Source organism: Paenibacillus antibioticophila (assembly GCF_000455265.1).
In the GTDB taxonomy this organism is placed as follows: domain Bacteria; phylum Bacillota; class Bacilli; order Paenibacillales; family Paenibacillaceae; genus Fontibacillus; species Fontibacillus antibioticophila.
On sequence record NZ_HG005140.1, the window covers coordinates 592,481 to 609,929 of the forward strand.

Sequence of the window (17,449 nt, forward strand, 5' to 3'; positions counted from 1 at the left end):
ATACTTTATTTTAGGTATCAAAGGAAAAACCCGCTCAGCAAGCGGGTTTCCGTATTTCTCGTGCTGACGCTATACAGGGAACTCCATAACTGCTTCTAGCCCTCCTTGGTCCACGCCGCTTACAAGCTTAAGGCGGCCTTGATGTGCCTGCGCAATCCTTGCCACCATCGGAAGCCCCAGACCGTGACCTTGTTGGACAGACCTCCTTCTCCTTGATGAATAAGGCAATTCGGTAATCTCCGCCAATTGCTCCTGCGGGATCCCCCGTCCATTATCCCTGACGATAAAGCGATATTTGGAACGGTCCTCGGATAGAGAGGTTTCCAGTGTGATTTCGCACCCCTGTGGGTTATGACGCATACTGTTTTCGACAAGATTACTGATTGCCCGAAGCAGCAATTTCTCATCTCCTTTGATCTGAACCGCTTCATCGGTCATTTTCAATTCAATGACATACCGGTCATCCAATCCGTTATTTAAAAATTCCGTGGCAACCTGTCTCGCCAGAACAGTGAGCCGGATGTGCTTCAGTTGTAACGGCTGCATTTCATATTCGAGCATAGAGACCAGATTCAAATCGCTTACAAGCGAGCGCAGTTTCTCGCCTTGGCGCCGGATGATACCGGCCTGATGCCTCTGCTCCTCCGGCAAGTCCAAATTATCTTCCATTTCACTCGCATAGCCGAGAACCATCGAAAGCGGGGTTCGGATATCATGAGAAATGCCAGCGATCCAGTTGGAGCGAGCCTCATCTCGTGCCTTCAATGCGGCTGTCTTCTTCTGAAGTATAGCCGACGCGGAATTAATGCTCCGGGCCAAATCGCCGAATATCTCTTTGGAGTTCAACTGGACCGGTTCCTCCCTGGCAATGCTGTGGACTCCATCCACAAGAGGACGTATCCCTCTCATGAGACGCATTCCAATCACGACAGAGATCAGCAGGGCCACTGCTGCATTAAGGAGCAACAGCATCACAAGCCGCAGAGGCAAAGAACTCATCCAGTCAGAAAGAACATCGAATTGATATTTCCAATGGCTTTTCTTAGGATACCCTACCACAACCAAGCCATCCTCATGCTCCCAAATATAGACCGGATACTCCATAAGATAATACCGTGAAAACAAGGCTACATCGACCAGATTATAGGTTCGGGGAACATCATTAGGCAATTGGTAGTCCCATTGTACTTGGCCATCTTCACCGAGCAGCATAGCCCAAGCTTCATTGTGCTGCAGAAGCTCGGTGACTTGCTCGTCCAGATCATAGCTTTCGTTCTGGCTGTTCAAGCCTTGGGCCACTTGCTTGAGCACGACTTCCGGAGACGGACGCTGGTTAATCTCCTTGAATACCAGCAAGCCCAGTACTACGAAGTTAAAAATAAGTAGAAATATCGAGATAAAAATAGTCGTCGCGACAAACCCTCGTAATATGCGAATGATTCCCCTCATCAACGTATCGCCTTTACCAGCAGCTTATATCCCAGTCCCCTGACCGTTAGAAGGTAGACCGGGTTGGAGGGATCCATCTCGATTTTTTCACGTACTCGCCTGATATGGACCATTAATGTATTTTCGTAGCCATAGCTGTCATCCCCCCAGACGGCCTGGCATAAGGCATCGCTTGTGACGATTCGGCCCTGGTTCTCGTACAACTTCACAAGAATGGCATGCTCCTTTGCCGTCAATGGCAGCTCTTGCTGATTCCTGTGAACTATAGCGCTGTCCAGATCAATGATATATTCCCCTAATTGAAAGGCAGATAGACGCTCCGCCACGGGGGAGGAGTAGACCCGCTTTAAAATTGCCGTCAGCCGTAGTACCAACTCGCGCGGCAGGAACGGCTTCACCATGTAGTCATCTGCCCCCAAGCCCAATCCGAGTAACCGGTCTTCATCCTCTCCCCGGGCGGATAAAAAAAGAACCGGCATGTCCAAGAACTGTTTAATAGAAGAGAGCAGTGAGAATCCGTCACCATCCGGCAGCATGACATCGAGAATCGCGATATCCGGCTTGCCCGTACGGCAGATCGACAGAGCTGAAGCGCAGTCGGCGGCGGAATAAATGCGGAAAAAGCCCTCTTTTCTTAAAAAGCTTTCAATCATTATTCTGATTTCAGGTTCATCATCCACAATTAATATTTTTTTGCTTTTTAAATTGTCCAAGCTGCATCACCTGATTTTTATTATACATAAAAATGCGAATTATCTATGTTTCCCAAGCCTATTTAAGGTTGTTGTAAGGTTCTATTAAGACTGAGGAAAGATGGATTCATTACTGTTGAAACAGAGGGGAAATATCCAAGGTGAAACGGCTGTCGTCTTCCCTATATTTTCAAAAAATTTGAATGGAGCTGACTTTTCATATGAGTAGTTCTATTATTGTCCAAACGCACAACCTGTCCAAAACGTATGAGGCTGTTAATCGTGTAAATAGAGTTAATCTTCATGTTCAGGAAGGAGAAATCTACGGGTTTCTGGGTCCAAACGGTGCGGGGAAAACAACCACGCTAAAAATGCTGCTCGGACTCATCAAACCTTCTGAAGGGACCATCCATATTTTCGGGGAAAGCCTGAGCAAACATCGCCCATCCATTCTGCAACGTACCGGATCGCTGATAGAGTCTCCCTCCTTCTATGGACATCTAACGGGGCTTGAGAATATGAAGGTCATGCAACGCCTGCGTAACGTGCCGGATAGAAACGTTGATGAGGCGCTTCGGATCGTGCGGCTGGAAAATCAGAAAAACAAAAAAGCTGAACAATATTCGCTAGGAATGAAGCAACGGCTGGGGATCGCAATGGCTCTGCTCGCCTTCCCCAAACTGCTAATCCTCGATGAGCCAACGAACGGTCTGGACCCCGCAGGCATTGGTGAAATCCGGGAGCTCATTAAATCATTACCTGCACGCTATGGAATAACTATCTTGCTCTCCAGCCACCTTCTCTCGGAGATTGAACAAATCGCCACCTCGGTGGGCATTATCAGCGAAGGGAAGCTGCTGTTCCAGGGAAGTATGGCAAGCCTGCAGCATGAAAGCAGAACCTCCATCCTTCTAAAAACCGGAGACAATGTTAGAGCCGAAAAGATACTTCTCGCTAGAGCTTACAGTCCGGCCCGAATGGGCAGCCGGCTTAAGTTCGCCAATATTGCGGACACAGAGGTGGCGGAAATGAACAGACTGCTTGTTGAACATAATGTTCCAGTCACCCGGATCGAGGAGCAGAAGAAAAGTCTGGAGGATATATTTCTGGAGCTGACGGGGAAGGAGCGGAGCTTGTGATCAAAATACTAGGGCTGGAATACTTCAAGATTCGCCGCAAAAAAATATGGACTATGATTATATTATTTCTTGTCGTGGAGATGCTGTGGGCCTTCATGTCCATCAGTCGGTCTATTGCCGGCAATCCGGATCAAGCCGTCTGGGAATCTGTCTTTTTTAGCATATCGTCCATGAATGGACTTTTTATGCCGATTATTTCGGCCATTGTCGTCTCCCGGATCTGTGATATGGAGCATAAAGGAGCAACCTGGAAAATGCTTGTTGCTACCAATGTGAGCCGCAGCCATCTCTACGCAGCGAAGTATATTTGCGCGAATAGTCTTCTCCTATATGGCATCCTTGCCCAGGGCGCACTCATGATCGTGTTCGGTTTGATAAAGGACTTTCCCGGCGCCCTCCCTATCGAATTGCTGAGCCGGTTCATTGGTGGCAGCCTGCTGACGACTCTCGCTGTTACGGCTCTTCAGCAATGGATTTCTATGGCCATCAAGAATCAAGCCTTTGCACTGTGCCTGGGGATGCTGGGCGGTTTCATCGGCATGACCGCCGGTCTGTTCCCGGATGCTGTCAGACATATTTTTATCTGGTCTTATTATTTGGATCTCAGCCCGGTTACTTATCTATACGCTGAGCCTTCGGGCAGCTATATGGTACAGCTCGTAAGTCCTGGCATCGTAGTGGCTGCGCTGATCATGACCATCTTGTTCTATATCGCCGGAAGCATCCATGTCACCCGGCAGGAAATTTGAGGAGGGAATCTGATGAAACGAAGTATCTCTGCTGAATTGCTCAAATTGCGGCATTCCCGGATAGGCCTGGTACTCGCTGTACTCCCTGTCATAAGCCTGCTGATTGGATGTGCAAATTATTATGTGAACCAAGGTGTCCTGCAAAACGGCTGGTACAGCTTGTGGACCCAGGTCAGCCTGTTTTACGGGGAGTTTTTCCTGCCTATCCTGATCGCCATCTGCTGTTCCTATATATGCAGACTGGAGCATCAGAACCGAAACTGGAATATGGTTTTGTCTTCTCCTGTAACGGTCGCTAGTGTGTATTTTACCAAATTAATTGTCGTTAGCATTCTAATCTTGCTCGCACAAGCGCTGTTCATGGGACTTTACTGGCTTGCAGGCACCCTGTTCTCCTTATCCGATCCTTTCCCTCTAGAGACTATAGGCTGGACGTTACGCGGATGGTATGCTTCTATATCCATTGCCGCTCTGCAATTGGGGCTGTCGCTGCGGATCCGCAGCTTCGCTACGCCTATCGGCATTAGTCTGTGCGCAGTTTTTATCGGGCTGGGTATGTATGTTGTCAAAGCGGGTGTATTTTTCCCGTTCTCGCTGCTCACCATCGGCATGAGCGTGCTGAGTCAAGATAAGCTGACTAACGCACAGAATATTCTGTTTTGGTTGATGAATATGGCTTTCATAATTATTTTTGCGACCATGTCTATTCGACGGCTAAAGAACAAAGATATTGTCACATCCTGATTGCGCTTAGGAGGAACTTTGGATGAAAAAAATATTGCTAGTGTTAGGGCTCATTATCGTGATTGCAGCATGCTTGTGGATGCTCTTCTTCACCCCGGAGAAGCTGACACCTGGAAATCCTGCGGGAAAAACCGTCTATTATTCGATGATAATTGGCCCCGGCGTACATGATGGTAATGATCGTTACGACTATGAGATAACGGCCTATAATGATAAAGGACAGGAAAAGAAGCTTGATTTTTCGGCTGGGAAGCAATTGAAAGAAGGAGCTTATATCCAGTTGTATTACACCCTGATTCGAGGCGTCACACACTGGGAAGAGATTTCCTTCGAGGAGCTTCCGGAGGCGGTGCGGCAGCAATATCAAAAATAAACTGTCTGAACATCGGCAAAAGTTCATTGTAAAGTTATATACCTGTGGGGACCGCTGGGATAGGATTAACAATCGAGGAAAAGCAAAAATCCACAACCGGGATCGGTTGTGGATTTTCAGTATGGAGGCGAGGGGAGTCGAACCCCTGTCCGGAGGCAAACGCCACATAGGCTTCTACGGGTGTAGTGACAGGTTTGATGTCACTTTAGGAACTCCATTTGAAGTAGGTTCAATAATGCTGCTAATACATCAAGTTCATTCTATGAAGTTACGTGCAAGTTAAATCACTGATACTCCCAAGTTCTGAATCCCCCAAAACAAAGTATCTGCAGCATTATTCCCATTACTTCCTTACCAATGGAATAGCCATACGCAAGTTACGTGCAAGTTACCGTCAAGTAAGCTACTAAGCCCAGTAAGGCACATACTTCATATGTTTTGGAGCAGTATCAGGGTCTTTTGCCTTAACTTTTGATGCTTCTACTGCATCTTTAATTATCCTGGAGGCAATAGAGATTTGCTTACTATCCATTCCAAAACGCTGGCGCAAAGTTGCATTTGTCATAAAGTCTCTAGTTACATATTTCAAACAGGCATGCATGTAACACGCCCTGACCCGTTCTTCTCGATCCATTTCTGCAAATGGCTTATGCGAAAATAAAATTACTCGAGTGTGTTCTTCAGTAACCTCAATTATTGGAGCTGGTAACTGATAAAACTCTGTTTGCGACACAACTTTATCAAAGCCACTACCTCGTTCTTCACAGACTCCAACACGGCGTAGGAATGAGGCGATCGCTTCATTTCGTGACTTAGGGGGACTGTCGATAAATCGTTCCACTTGAACGAGCGGTATTCCTGGATTCGTTATTTCCATACGATCCGAGAAAATTTCAATGCTTATCCTACTATTTTCGAAAAAGCCGCAGCAATGCTCGAATCCCTCGGCCAAAACCATCCTTTTCACAACGCAAACAAACGGACCGCTTTTACAGCACTGGTTGTATTCCTACGTTTTAATGGCCTGCACTTCAAGATGGACACAAAAAAAGCCGAAGATTTTACTGTAGATATGGTTAATCATCGTTTTGATTTTCAAGAGATGGTTTCGATTATTGAGGCTCACTGCATCGCAGTTCCTAATTCATAAAGTACAAAAGATCATCCTCTTGCGGATGATGTTCATAATGGTGAGCCTTATTGAAGTGTATCAAATCATTCTCCTCAATGCGGCTATAACACTTCCTGATGAATTTAATAGAATATTATCTCTTAAATCAATTTCCCCTATTTCTGAGAATCATACCAGCTTCAATAGATAATATTCTAAATTCATCTGTATCTGTACATATAATAATCAAATGCGTCTAAACTAGGCATTTTTTCTAGTGCCCTACGAATCCTCCACCCGAATCCCCACCACTTTCTCAGCCAAATCCACATCGATACCCCGGAGCCATCTGCAGGACCTCGCCATGCAGGCGGAGCTCCAGCTCCGAGAGGTATATAGGACGTTTTAACAAAAAGTCACCCTTTCAGGTGATTTTTTGTGTCTATGATTTCATTACGCGAGGGTGCCCCATCATAACTTGATAATTCACTTAGCATCTTCTCGTACTTATTAAGATTCCTTTGTGCTTCGTACTTACTGTATTGTAGAACTTCCTTCTTTGTAAGGTATAACAATGTCCACCATTTGTTCCTATCGCGTGGTTCCCATATTTTCGCCAGCTCTTCGGGAGTAGCTGTGTTTAGTTCCTCATCATAGGCATCCAATTCAAGCCTGGCATCCACGATCAAATTTTCTAGTAAAACTCTTTTGACCCAGACATCATGAACATAGGGCAGCAAATGTTTGATATGTCGTTCAACTTCGAGTTCCTTTTCTTCCGAATTTGGACCATAGCCATAAATGGGGCCAACGATCTTTTGGCCTTCCAAGTGAATTTTCACTTTAAACAAATCGTCTGCGTATTCATCATAGAATAAGGCTCCACCTGGAATGGAATCTACAACAATCTCCATCAATGCTGCCCTCCTATACGAAATATACCGACTAGGGACCAAAGATAATTTGGGGTGCAACGAGGTGTTCTTTCTCAGTTGTCGCACCAACCGTTTGTATTTATAATTGTATCATAATAAAACTACAATTTGTATTAATTTTATAACATAAATTGTGTTATGTTATAATCCCTCACTTTCTTTCTATACTGATACGTGAGGTGATTCATATGAGTAATGACGAGTTCATCATAACTCCAAGGGAAGACAAGACTGTAACGATGTCGATCCGCATTGAAAAAATTCTTCAAGAACAATTAGATGAGCTTGCCCGAAAGAGCAACCGTTCCCGAAACGAAATCATAAACATGGCATTGGAATATGCCCTTAAGAATGTAAAGTTTATTGATTCTACAAATGATTAATCTATATATAAAAAAGGTGCCTTGTTAGGCACCTTAACTTATCAACTTTTACCCTAACCCTGAAAAACAATATCGAGGTACGGCGATTACGGAGAGAGTCATCTGTTGCATTAAGTATCGGACAAGAACAATGGTTTGGATTCTCGCCTGAACAACGGCAAGCATTGGAATTTGCTTCGATGCGGAAAAAGGTCTTTACGAAAGATTTCGCTGATTTTATTGGCAGAAGCAGAGTAACTGCAAAGTTAATCTTGGAAACACTCGTTGAGGAAGGATATTTAGAGCGAATCGGATCGAAACCAACCGATCCAAGACTACATTATATCCTGAGCTCTAAAGTTACTTGAAAGCAGCTCTAAAGCAGCTTGAAAACAGCTCTAAAGATACTTGAAAGCATCTCTCCTCTCGATCGCCTCTAACAGCAAAGGGCCCTCGACCAATTCCTTGGTCGAGGGCCCTTTCTGCGTCTCTTATGGAGGCGAGGGGAGTCGAACCCCTGTCCGAAGGCAACGCCACATAGGCTTCTACGGGTGTAGTGACAGATTTGATGTCACCCTAGAGACTCCCTGTCACAAGATTCCCTTTGGGTCAGCCTGATTGTCTTCTTCCGTCGACCCCAGGCGGAGACCGATCGGCGTATCCCACTATAGGTTAGCCCCTACATCCGGCACATGGGCGATGCAAGAGAGGAGCACGCTCACAGGTTATTAAGCTGCGAAAGCGTAGTTGTTTTGTTGTTTGCCATTTAATAGGCTTTAGCGTTGATAAAGCGGCCGCGTCCCCACTACCCGCTACCCATGCTCGATCTACCCCCGTCGAATCCAAAAACGCCCCCGTAATAAAAGGTGGTTCCCGGTTAACGGTCAAGCCAAGCATGAATGCTGTGTTCTTTCCTTAACCTTCATTAGTATACCACATATGACGCGGAATTTGCCTGGTGAATCACTGGCAGCCGTGCCAAGCGGTAGAAATAATTGTAGCAAGGCGCAAGCCGAAAAGCAAATTCACCCCTATAAAAAGCCGAGAAAATCTCAATAACTGTATAAATATTCCTTCATTCTGCTGTTCATTCATGGTAAGATCATAGCATTCCATTTTCCTATTGGAATAATACGTTAATAATGGGGGTAAATTATGATTTCCAGCACCAAGAAGCATAAGCTGCCGAGGCTTTTGCTATCCTGCGTAATCCTGCTCAGCTTGTTTGCGATGCCTTTCGCCGCGGCGGCTGAAGCTGTGGAGCCTGAATTGAACTGGATTGAGGGATCCGGTCAGAAGGTTCGGTTGTCCAATATCGCCGAGCTGACATTACCGGAAAATTACTTTTTCCTTGATGAGGACGATACGATTGCGTTCATCGAAGGCTTTCAGGATCTTCCTTCATACAGGGAAATCGGATATGTAGAGCCTGCGTATGAGGATACGATGTGGAGCGTGTACTTCGAATATGATGAGACCGGTCATATCGAAGACGAGGAGAAATCCGACATCGACGCCAAGGCCCTGCTCAAGAGCTATAAAGACGGGCAAGAAGCAGCAAACGAGGAGCTGCCGGAATACAATCATCTCTTCGTGGATGGATGGTTCCAGGAGCCGGCCTATGACGACTCGCTTCGCAGTCTGACTTGGGCCCTGCTGTTGCACGATATTGATGGAGAGCCGCTGATCAACTACAATGTGCGTGTCCTTACCCGTGTCGGATACATATCTGCTATTCTTGTCTCTGACCCGGAGAACCTGGCCGCGGACCGCAGCATGTTTGAGAGCGAGATCCTCCCTAATCTGACGGTAACCTCCGGCAATACCTACGCTGATTTCGATCCTTCCAAGGACAAGAAATCTTCCTTAGGTCTGACGGGGCTCATTCTGGGCGGAGCAGGCGCTGCTGTAGCCAAGAAAACAGGCCTCATCGCACTGATCACCCTGATCATCAAAAAGTTCTGGTTCCTGATTTTTGCACCCTTCCTCTGGTTCGGGAAGCTGTTCAAGAAGAAGAACAAGGACACAGGGCCGGTGCAAGACAACTTGCCTGCCGATCACTCTGGTTCCGGCCCGGATATGGCTCCGAATGTGCAGAGCTATCAGCAGCCATCAGCCGAGCAGCCGGATCAGAATCGCTTCCGCTCCAAATTCGAGGCAGAGAACGATCCAAACAACAAGCCGCCAACTTCTATGTAACTGCCACAACTGCAATACTGCAACACTTCATCATCTCTACATTTAGTACTCAATAACATTTTCAACATAATAGCCTGAAAAATAATAAAACCGGGGGCCGCTGCATGGACTCCCGGTTTTGTTGTATACAATTATCTGGCCACCTTCTGCTTCTCCCGCAATACGCGCTGGATATCGCGCTGAGCATCCCGCTTCGCGGCGGCGTCGCGCTTGTCGTACTGCTTTTTCCCCTTGCCGAGGAAGGCGTCCATCTCAGTTCTTCCAGCTTACTGTCCATCTTACTGCTCACTCTACGGCAATGAACTACCGCGTACACCTTGGGATTGGCGGCCTTATTTTACCGTTTGAGAGAGTCCCTCCTTCCTCTCTTCTGACACTCGAACCCACAGCGAACAAGCGAAGGCCGCCATTAAAATACCGGCGAAGACAAGGAGCGGCAGTGCATTCTGCCCGCTTCCGAGCAGAGTTGCGGCTAGTATCGGACCCACGCTGGCCCCGGCAAACAAGACAAAGGTATAGACTGAGGTCGCCACGCCCCGATTCTCGTTGCCAAGTTCCCCGATCAGGGAGATTAGCGCCGGCACCACCACGGCAATTCCTGCCACAAATACCACGCTCATCGCCACATACAGCACCAGATGCTGCACCAAGGACATGACGATCAAAGCCCCCAGCGAACCCGCTAATCCGGCGCGAAGCACCTGAAGCTTGCCCCATTTTCGGCACATCCCGCCTGCATAGAAGGACAACACCATCCCAACCATCCCGAGAGAGCGAATACCCAAGATATCCATATCACCAAGCGAATACGGAGCCTGACTCAGAAGTGACCCCAACACACTGTACATCCCTACAAAGCTAAGCAAAATAGTCAAAGTAATGCCGTAGCACAGCAGCAGGTTCCGCCGCAATAGCACAACATACCAGCGTGGAGTTCCTTTCATTCGCCCCTGTCGTGCCAAACCCGCCTGCACTGGGGAGGACGGCAGCCATAACGCCAGAAGCAGCAGCACCAGCAGATACAATGCAGCTAGGCCTTTGAATACCCAAGGCCAGCCGACCAGCGAAGCCAATGAGCTGGCCCATACCTGCCCGAAGATTCCGGCCATTAGAAATCCCGAGCTGATGAAGCCAATGGCCGTCACTCTCTGCTCCGGAGGGAAAGTCTCCCCTGCATACGTCAGAGCCACCGGCGAGAACGTGGCCGCCGCCGCTCCCTGCAAGGCTCTAAGCAGCACCAGCAGCTCAAAGCTGGTTGCGTAGCCAACACAGGCTGTAGCAACAGTTAATACGGCCAAACCTATGACCATCGTGCGTTTGCGCCCTACTCTGCTGGATAAGGGACCATAGACCAGGCAACCTGTAGCGAAGAACAAAGAAAATGCACTTCCCGACAAAGCCGCCTTGCCCGCCCCAATATGGAATTGATCAACGAACACTGAAAGCAGCGGCACCGTTACATATAGAGAAGATAAAATAAACAAGGCTGCTCCAAACAGTAAAAGTCGGATCATTAAATAATTCGTGTGCACCCACGGAAGGCTGCTTAGTCTTGTTTCCATCCTGTCTCCTGTCTCCTGTCTTCACAAAGAAGTCTTGCCCTAGCAGCAAGCCCTTTGCAACCTCATATTATCCTTACTTTTACTCCTATAACATCAGTCATCAGATGTTTCCTTGCCATTTAGAATACGCCCATTTCAAAACTTATGTCAAGTTTTTATGTTAGGTTACCTTACATAAAAATAAAAAATAGCTTGATTTTTTGAAAATAGCCCCCTATACTGTGAAACATCACATGAAAACGAGTTGAAAAATCGCTAAGAGTGATAAAACCTGACATGAGAGGGGGCCGACAATGGCATATCCGGAGTTCAAAGCCATTCCACGTCGCAAATTGGTAGATGAAGTGCTGGATCAAATGCAACGGCTCATCCAGTCCGGCCAATACAAAAGCGGGGACAAGCTACCTCCTGAACCCGAGCTCATGAAGCTACTGGCGGTGGGGAGATCCACCATCCGAGAGGCCGTAAAAGTATTAACCCATGCCGGACTGCTGGAAGTGCGCCAAGGAGATGGGACCTACATCCGGTCGGCATCCTCCGATTTTACAGGCGTAAGTCAGGCGATTACTCCGAAGAACAATACTCAGGTCATGGAGGCTCGCCGGATTTTAGAAATTGAGCTTGCTGGCTTGGCTGCCTTAAGAAGAACTACTTCCGATCTCGCTCTGATGCGATCCGCCCTGGATCTAAGACAAGAAGCCCTGGAGAAAGGCCACTACGCCGAGTATGTAGAAGCAGATATCTCTTTTCATATCGCGGTGGCTGAGGCTGGGAAGAACGAGGTCTTGCTCGAAATGTACAAGGTCGTAGCGGAAAGCCTGAAGGAAATGCTTAGCCAACTCCTTCTGGATACCCGGCAATATGAAGACAATACGGCTTATCACGAAGCTATGTACCGCTCTATCGTGAACAAGAGCAGCGAAGAAGCCAAGCAATTCGCCGCACAGAACATTGATGTTGTAAACATCGGATGACCTCGCCTTTTCCCAAACATCTGATGATATGTTGAATATTTATCCATTTATATTTTAAAGGGGGACTAACCATGAATCACGAACACGAAGACAACCAAACCCTGCAGGTCGGTATCGAGGAGAAGCTTTCCTTCGGCGCCAACGTCACTTATGGATTTCAGCATTTATTAGCCCTAACCGGCATCTTCCTGTTTCCGGTCCTGATTGGTCAGGCACTGGGCCTTGATTTTGAAGTTGTCGGTTATCTGATTCAAGCCTGCTTTCTGACGACGGGACTGGTGACGATCCTGCAATCGGGCAAAATGCTGCGACTCCCGGTGGTTCAAGGTCCTACCGCTGCCTTCTTTGTAGCTATCCTTTCGGCTAGCGCCAGCGTCGGACTGGGTACAGCGTTCGGCTCCATGGCTGTAGCAGGCATCATCTTTATGCTGCTGGCCATTCCCATTCGCAGATTTGGTCTCATCGGCCACATCAATAAATTCATTGCCCCGCCGATCGTTTACGGCACCCTGCTGGTCATCATCGGTGCTCAGCTTGCCGACATCGGCCTCAAGAACTGGTTCGGCAGCGCCAACATCGGCATGAACTTTACTGCCTCCCTCATTACCGTGGTCTGTGTGCTCGTGTGCATGATCTTTGGGGGTAACACCATTATCCGCCGAGGCGCCCTGCTTTGGGGAATCATTGTAGGCACCCTCTTCTTCTCTATCTTCGGTTCGGTCGACTTCTCAGCCGTTGCTTCCGCTGGATGGTTCCGCCTGCCACAGATTTTCCCCTTTGGATTCGGCATCTCCATTCCCGTCGTCATCTTAATGCTGCTAGCCTTCCTGCAAGCCTCCGCCGAAGCGGTCGGCATGTATACGCTCCTCACCAAATGGGGCAAGCAAGAGCTCGATAGCTCCCGCGTCAACCGCGGCCTGTTCGGGGAATTCCTCGGCTGTACCATAGGTGCCGTGTTTGGCGGGCTTGGTACAACCTCTTACCCTGAAAATATCGGTATCATCCGCGTTTCAGGCATCGGCAGCCGTTATGTCACCATGACCGCCGGGGTGATGGCCGTCATTTTAGGACTCATCCCTAAGGTAGGTTTGTTCATCGCCTCACTTCCCGGAGCCGTCCTGTCCGCCGCCTCCACCATCCTGTTCGGAATCATTGCCATTAGCGGAATCCAGATGGTGAGTAAAGTCAAATGGGATGAATTGAATCTGGCTGTGGCCGGTTCTTCCTTCATCATCTCCCTTGGCACCATGTATCTCCCGGCTGAACTGACTGCCGGACTCCCGCTCGCCATTCAGAGTATCGTCACTCAACCTATGCTCGTCGGCGTTATTATGCTGATCGTGCTGAATACAACGATCAACGTGTGGATTCGTCCTATGCTGGAACGTCGCGAAGCGACACTGAAGCCACAAGACCCTATGCCAACGGAAGCCGCCTAACTAGGCAACCCGTAATCAACCAACCTATTAAGGAGAGTGTTACCGATGAACATCAAGAATAAAGTCAGATGGGATATTGACCCGAAGCGGACGGCCGTCATTGTCGTGGATATGCAAAATGTGTTTTGCAAGGAGGATGAAGCGCTATACGTACCTCGTACCGCAGGCATTATTGAGAACATTCAGGAGCTTAACGCAGCCGCCCGAGCTGCCGGTATGCCGGTAGTCTATCTTCGCCACATCGTCCGTGGTGACGGAAGCGACACCGGGCGATTCCTGGATATGTACCCGAATGCCAATGAAATTCTCAAGCGGGGTATCCCTGGAGTTGAAATTATCGATGAACTAGCTCCGGAGCCGCAGGACATTATTGTAGACAAGCTATTTTATAGCGGCTTCCACGATACGGATCTGGACACCATATTGCGGGCCAACGATGTGAACACGATCATTATCTGCGGGACCGTCACCAACGTATGCTGCGAGACTACCGTACGGGATGGAGCCCACCGGGAGTACAAGATCATTTTCCTGAGTGATGCCAATGCCCCGATGGATTACCCGGACATGGGCTGGGGAGCAATCTCTGCGGATGAGATTCAACGCACAACACTCAGCGTGATTGCCTACGAATTTGGCCAAGTTAGTCCAACGAGCGAAATTGTTGATGAGATCAAAGCCAAGACAGCACTATAATCTTCTAGTGCGAGTTCAAAAAGTTGGGGTTTACAGGACCGAGAAGGTTGGATGAAGCTAGGGATTGAGTAGCGGAGCGTAGACAGATCTACGTGAGCAACTGAAATGTTTCTGCAAGAAACATACTACGGAAGCATACGCTAGGCCCGGCTGAATTCAAGATTCGATGTCGAATTTACTCCATGAACAACTCCGTCCTGTGAAGACGACTTTTTGAACAACCTCTTCTATAGAAATGAACTGTGAACGAACCCATTACTCAATAACATTTTCAACACTTTAGCTTGAAAAATAATAAAACCGGGGGCCGCTGTATGGACTCCCGGTTTTGTTGTATACAATTATCTGGCCACCTTCTGCTTCTCCCGCAACACGCGCTGGATATCGCGCTGAGCATCCCGCTTTGCGGCGGCATCGCGCTTGTCGTACTGCTTTTTCCCCTTACCAAGGCCAAGAAGCAGCTTAGCATAGCCGTTGCGGATGTAAATCTTCAGCGGCACAATGGAATAGCCCTCCTGCTTGGCCAAGCCGAGCAGCTTACTAATCTGGGCTTTATGCATCAGCAGCTTGCGCGTCCGGGTCGGATCGGTCGGATTGTGCCGGTTCCCCTGCTCGAACGGACTGATATGCATATTGTGTATGTGAATCTCACCATTACGAATCGTAGCAAAGGCATCGCCGATATTCACCCGGGCGTTACGGATCGATTTGATCTCCGTCCCCGTCAGCACCATGCCCGCTTCATAGGTATCCTCGATAAAGTAGTCATGGGAAGCCTTCTTATTCTGGGCCAGCACCTTGCCGTTGCCGTCATTTTTCTTCGCCATGTCATCCTCCTTCTCCCGAGTGCCCCGAGCCTCGAAACCTTAGTCTATCTATATAAATTGAACTATTGAATTTTACGTTTTGAGGGCAACGTGTGAAGTGTGCTTACGATCGCTGTTGTTCGCGGATTTCTCTAATTGAACTAAGTTATTATAAGGTAGAAATCCACTCACAAAGGCGAACGCTTTCGAGCATATGCTCCCGAAGCAGCTTTCTTGCGGAAAGCTTTCACTTCAGCACACTTCACACTTATGCCCTTTCTACGTAGTTTATATAGTTCTAATTATCTAGTCTTTCACAGAGCTTAATTGTATCAACTCGACTGGGCAAAAGCAAGAATCTACCCCACCCTCTGCAAAAGAGAGTTTCACATTGCGATTTATTTGGACGGTGTAACAAGTGTTCCTTTTACCGGCATTGGTGCTGAATCTGTTCCTTCAAAATAAAGAGGCAATCCCTCCGCCAGAACCGGATAACTAGCATCATTCCCGCCACAGGGATAATAAACTTTAAGGCAAACCACGCATAGACTCCTGCCAAATGCTGTCCGCTGTATGTGACCAACCACAATAGCAAGTTTAATAAAATTGCACAAAAGCTAACAATACCCCATTTCTTGAAGAACCCTTTCATCCTCCGCACCCCATCTATTTACTTGCTCTATTAAGAAGACGTCTTTACAGGGGACTGCCCCTGCACAAAATAAGAGCCGCGGAACTTTTTTGTCCGCGACTCGGATTCAGATGCTCGCATCCGCTCAAGCCTTCCCACGCGGCAGCTTATCCGCATACCGCTTGCGCAGCTCGCCCAGCGCCTCCAGCCTGGAGATCACCTGCTCCCGGTTCAGCAGCCCGATGCTCAGAATCATCTGCTCGATCAGCAGCAGCGGCGTAACCATCGAATGGAACTCCCCCATCTCTCCCCGGCTGACATAGAAGGCCGCATCCACCTTTGCCCCGTACCGGAACTCCTCGCGATCCGTAATCATCACCGCCGCACAACCTGCCCGTTCGATACAATCCAGCACCACCTCGGTTTCAGGCAGCAGCCGGGTAAAATGAAACAGCACCACCACATCGTCCTCCTGCATCTGGGCAAGCGACTCCAGCACCTCATGCCCGCTGGCCGCCATCATTCGCACCGACAATCCGAAGCGGGACAGCCGATAGGTTAGCAGCTCTCCCAAGGCCACCGCCGGCCCCGGCGCATACACATAGACCCGCCGCGCTCCCGCCATCAGCGAAGCGGCGCGCTGAAGCTCCTCCGGCTCGGTCTGCTCCGCCGTCTCTCTTAAATGCACCATCGCCTGCTCCAGCATCTTCATCGGCAGACTCGTCGGATCAAGCCGGGAGATCGTCGTCTCCATTTTCAGCGCTGGTGTCGTATCCAATGCCGTCCGCAGCTTCTGCCTGAATTCCTTGCCGTTCTCATAGCCCGCAGCCCGCCAGAACCGCGACACCGTCGCAATGCTGATGCCCAGCCGGTCGGCAATCTCCTGCTCGGTCATGAACAGCGCCTCGTCCGGATGGCGCTCGATGAAACTAACGATTTTCAAATGTCCCGAAGAGAATCCCTTTCGATCCTTAAACATCCCCTTCACCCGCTCCTGCAGCATTTACAACCCCACTCCCTTCATCCGATCATTGGCCCTATTCTAGCACCCTACTGTTATGTAAATTATATTACATCATTTTCATTATGTAAAAATTATTACACACCCATGACAAAAACAACCTTTTCTGTTAACACTCCGCCCTTACACTGGAACCAATTCCACCTGAAGGAGGCGTTCCTGTTATGAATTCAGTCATGAACCGCAAGTCGGTCTACACCTTAACCTCATCCCAAAAAATGATGATCTTCGTCCTCTCCATGTCCCTCTACGGACTATCCAACATGTTCACCGAGCTGATCCCTTCCCTGCAATTGGGGCCGATCGAGCTGTCCGTCGAGTACTTCGCCTTCATCCCGCTCACCCTGTGCATGCTGTTCCATCCCTTCTATGCCGCCATCGGCGCCGCACTTGGCGAAGTCATCTTCGGCGAGCTCATGCTCGGACAATTCGGCGGGCTCGGCGAGGTCGAGAAATTCCTGACCTTCTCCTTTGCCATGTACGTCGCGGGCCGGCTGGTCCGCAATCCCCAGAACCGCGCCCAGGTCGGCATCGCTGCCATCACCGGCGTCATCATCCACCAGCTGT

18 protein-coding genes, 1 other RNA gene and 2 pseudogenes are annotated in these 17,449 nt (G+C 48.7%); 11 read left to right on the plus strand and 10 right to left on the minus strand.

Annotated features, from left to right (window positions below; all coding sequences use genetic code 11):
• Positions 1-69: 69 nt before the first annotated feature.
• Together TX85_RS16490 and TX85_RS16495 are read right to left on the minus strand one after the other, a co-directional pair.
• The gene (locus tag TX85_RS16490) at positions 70-1,449 is read right to left on the minus strand and encodes a sensor histidine kinase (protein ID WP_044480630.1); all 1,380 of its coding nucleotides are present in this window, start codon (positions 1,447-1,449) and stop codon (positions 70-72) included.
• On the minus strand, positions 1,449-2,162 hold the full coding sequence (locus TX85_RS16495) for a response regulator transcription factor (protein ID WP_044480631.1): 714 nt from the start codon (positions 2,160-2,162) through the stop codon (positions 1,449-1,451). The genes TX85_RS16490 and TX85_RS16495 overlap by 1 nt, the downstream gene beginning before the upstream one ends.
• Positions 2,163-2,362: 200 nt before the next feature.
• Between TX85_RS16495 and TX85_RS16500 the strand changes: the two genes are divergently transcribed.
• Genes TX85_RS16500 through TX85_RS16515 form a run of 4 tightly spaced genes read left to right on the plus strand, consistent with a single transcriptional unit; the run spans position 2,363 to position 5,146 of the window.
• Positions 2,363-3,280: an ABC transporter ATP-binding protein gene (locus TX85_RS16500; RefSeq protein WP_044480632.1), complete on the plus strand. Its 918-nt coding sequence runs from the start codon at positions 2,363-2,365 to the stop codon at positions 3,278-3,280.
• Positions 3,277-4,029 (plus strand): ABC transporter permease, encoded by a 753-nt coding sequence (locus TX85_RS16505; RefSeq protein ID WP_044480633.1) that lies wholly within the window; start codon positions 3,277-3,279, stop codon positions 4,027-4,029. Before TX85_RS16500 ends, TX85_RS16505 begins: the two co-directional genes overlap by 4 nt.
• 12 nt (positions 4,030-4,041) lie before the next feature.
• On the plus strand, positions 4,042-4,773 hold the full coding sequence (locus TX85_RS16510; RefSeq protein WP_044480634.1) for an ABC transporter permease: 732 nt from the start codon (positions 4,042-4,044) through the stop codon (positions 4,771-4,773).
• A gap of 22 nt (positions 4,774-4,795) precedes the next feature.
• Positions 4,796-5,146 carry a YxeA family protein gene (locus TX85_RS16515; RefSeq protein WP_044480635.1) on the plus strand — a complete coding sequence of 117 codons (351 nt, stop codon included), beginning with the start codon at positions 4,796-4,798 and terminating at the stop codon, positions 5,144-5,146.
• 406 nt (positions 5,147-5,552) lie between these two features.
• Here the strand turns inward: TX85_RS16515 and TX85_RS16520 are convergent, their stop codons facing one another.
• Positions 5,553-6,104, minus strand: a complete 552-nt coding sequence (locus TX85_RS16520) for an ATP-binding protein (RefSeq protein WP_316244897.1) — start codon at positions 6,102-6,104, stop codon at positions 5,553-5,555.
• Between TX85_RS16520 and TX85_RS16525 the strand changes: the two genes are divergently transcribed.
• Positions 5,988-6,296, plus strand: coding sequence for a type II toxin-antitoxin system death-on-curing family toxin (locus tag TX85_RS16525; protein WP_081671777.1), 309 nt, complete (start codon positions 5,988-5,990; stop codon positions 6,294-6,296). The two genes, TX85_RS16520 and TX85_RS16525, sit on opposite strands and share 117 nt — an antisense overlap.
• Positions 6,297-6,673: 377 nt before the next feature.
• On the opposite strand, the gene TX85_RS16530 is transcribed toward TX85_RS16525, so the two are convergent.
• Entirely contained in the window at positions 6,674-7,171 is a 498-nt protein-coding gene (locus TX85_RS16530) for a hypothetical protein (protein ID WP_044480636.1), read from the minus strand.
• A gap of 209 nt (positions 7,172-7,380) precedes the next feature.
• Here TX85_RS16530 and TX85_RS16535 point away from each other — a divergent pair, with 209 nt between their 5' ends.
• Positions 7,381-7,575, plus strand: a complete 195-nt coding sequence (locus tag TX85_RS16535) for a ribbon-helix-helix protein, CopG family (protein ID WP_016313935.1) — start codon at positions 7,381-7,383, stop codon at positions 7,573-7,575.
• A gap of 470 nt (positions 7,576-8,045) precedes the next feature.
• On the opposite strand, the gene ssrA is transcribed toward TX85_RS16535, so the two are convergent.
• Positions 8,046-8,410: a transfer-messenger RNA gene (gene ssrA / locus TX85_RS25960) on the minus strand.
• Between the two features lie 299 nt (positions 8,411-8,709).
• Between ssrA and TX85_RS16540 the strand changes: the two genes are divergently transcribed.
• Positions 8,710-9,753 carry a DUF2167 domain-containing protein gene (locus TX85_RS16540; protein ID WP_049895012.1) on the plus strand — a complete coding sequence of 348 codons (1,044 nt, stop codon included), beginning with the start codon at positions 8,710-8,712 and terminating at the stop codon, positions 9,751-9,753.
• A gap of 131 nt (positions 9,754-9,884) precedes the next feature.
• Here TX85_RS16540 and TX85_RS26570 read toward each other — a convergent pair.
• A pseudogene (locus TX85_RS26570) lies at positions 9,885-9,992 on the minus strand (SsrA-binding protein); the annotation flags it as partial.
• A gap of 93 nt (positions 9,993-10,085) precedes the next feature.
• A complete protein-coding gene (locus tag TX85_RS16545; protein WP_044480637.1) occupies positions 10,086-11,315 on the minus strand; it encodes an MFS transporter in 1,230 nt (409 codons plus the stop codon).
• 293 nt (positions 11,316-11,608) lie between these two features.
• Here TX85_RS16545 and TX85_RS16550 point away from each other — a divergent pair, with 293 nt between their 5' ends.
• The 3 genes from TX85_RS16550 (at position 11,609) to TX85_RS16560 (ending at position 14,424) form a co-directional block, all read left to right on the plus strand.
• Positions 11,609-12,289, plus strand: a complete 681-nt coding sequence (locus tag TX85_RS16550) for a FadR/GntR family transcriptional regulator (protein WP_044480639.1) — start codon at positions 11,609-11,611, stop codon at positions 12,287-12,289.
• 71 nt (positions 12,290-12,360) lie between these two features.
• Positions 12,361-13,728, plus strand: a complete 1,368-nt coding sequence (locus TX85_RS16555; protein ID WP_044480640.1) for a uracil-xanthine permease family protein — start codon at positions 12,361-12,363, stop codon at positions 13,726-13,728.
• A 45-nt stretch (positions 13,729-13,773) separates the two neighbouring features.
• Positions 13,774-14,424, plus strand: coding sequence for an isochorismatase family protein (locus tag TX85_RS16560; RefSeq protein ID WP_044480641.1), 651 nt, complete (start codon positions 13,774-13,776; stop codon positions 14,422-14,424).
• 341 nt (positions 14,425-14,765) lie between these two features.
• Here the strand turns inward: TX85_RS16560 and smpB are convergent, their stop codons facing one another.
• From smpB to TX85_RS16575, 3 genes are all read right to left on the minus strand, one after another.
• On the minus strand, positions 14,766-15,251 hold the full coding sequence (gene smpB, locus TX85_RS16565) for an SsrA-binding protein SmpB (protein ID WP_044480643.1): 486 nt from the start codon (positions 15,249-15,251) through the stop codon (positions 14,766-14,768).
• 406 nt (positions 15,252-15,657) lie between these two features.
• Positions 15,658-15,825: a hypothetical protein gene (locus TX85_RS16570; protein ID WP_158297349.1), complete on the minus strand. Its 168-nt coding sequence runs from the start codon at positions 15,823-15,825 to the stop codon at positions 15,658-15,660.
• A gap of 181 nt (positions 15,826-16,006) precedes the next feature.
• Positions 16,007-16,864 (minus strand): MurR/RpiR family transcriptional regulator, encoded by an 858-nt coding sequence (locus TX85_RS16575; protein ID WP_233500773.1) that lies wholly within the window; start codon positions 16,862-16,864, stop codon positions 16,007-16,009.
• A 182-nt stretch (positions 16,865-17,046) separates the two neighbouring features.
• Here TX85_RS16575 and TX85_RS27645 point away from each other — a divergent pair.
• Positions 17,047-17,449: pseudogene (locus TX85_RS27645) on the plus strand (cell division protein FtsQ); the annotation flags it as partial.

Coding starts and splice junctions, on each gene's coding strand:
- TX85_RS16490 (WP_044480630.1), bottom strand. CDS start 1,449: ATGAGGGGAATCATTCGCATATTACGAGGGTTTGTCGCGACGACTATT.
- TX85_RS16500 (WP_044480632.1), top strand. CDS start 2,363: ATGAGTAGTTCTATTATTGTCCAAACGCACAACCTGTCCAAAACGTAT.
- TX85_RS16510 (WP_044480634.1), top strand. CDS start 4,042: ATGAAACGAAGTATCTCTGCTGAATTGCTCAAATTGCGGCATTCCCGG.
- TX85_RS16515 (WP_044480635.1), top strand. CDS start 4,796: ATGAAAAAAATATTGCTAGTGTTAGGGCTCATTATCGTGATTGCAGCA.
- TX85_RS16520 (WP_316244897.1), bottom strand. CDS start 6,104: ATGGTTTTGGCCGAGGGATTCGAGCATTGCTGCGGCTTTTTCGAAAAT.
- TX85_RS16530 (WP_044480636.1), bottom strand. CDS start 7,171: ATGGAGATTGTTGTAGATTCCATTCCAGGTGGAGCCTTATTCTATGAT.
- TX85_RS16535 (WP_016313935.1), top strand. CDS start 7,381: ATGAGTAATGACGAGTTCATCATAACTCCAAGGGAAGACAAGACTGTA.
- TX85_RS16540 (WP_049895012.1), top strand. CDS start 8,710: ATGATTTCCAGCACCAAGAAGCATAAGCTGCCGAGGCTTTTGCTATCC.
- TX85_RS16545 (WP_044480637.1), bottom strand. CDS start 11,315: ATGGAAACAAGACTAAGCAGCCTTCCGTGGGTGCACACGAATTATTTA.
- TX85_RS16550 (WP_044480639.1), top strand. CDS start 11,609: ATGGCATATCCGGAGTTCAAAGCCATTCCACGTCGCAAATTGGTAGAT.
- TX85_RS16555 (WP_044480640.1), top strand. CDS start 12,361: ATGAATCACGAACACGAAGACAACCAAACCCTGCAGGTCGGTATCGAG.
- TX85_RS16560 (WP_044480641.1), top strand. CDS start 13,774: ATGAACATCAAGAATAAAGTCAGATGGGATATTGACCCGAAGCGGACG.
- smpB (WP_044480643.1), bottom strand. CDS start 15,251: ATGGCGAAGAAAAATGACGGCAACGGCAAGGTGCTGGCCCAGAATAAG.
- TX85_RS16575 (WP_233500773.1), bottom strand. CDS start 16,864: ATGCTGCAGGAGCGGGTGAAGGGGATGTTTAAGGATCGAAAGGGATTC.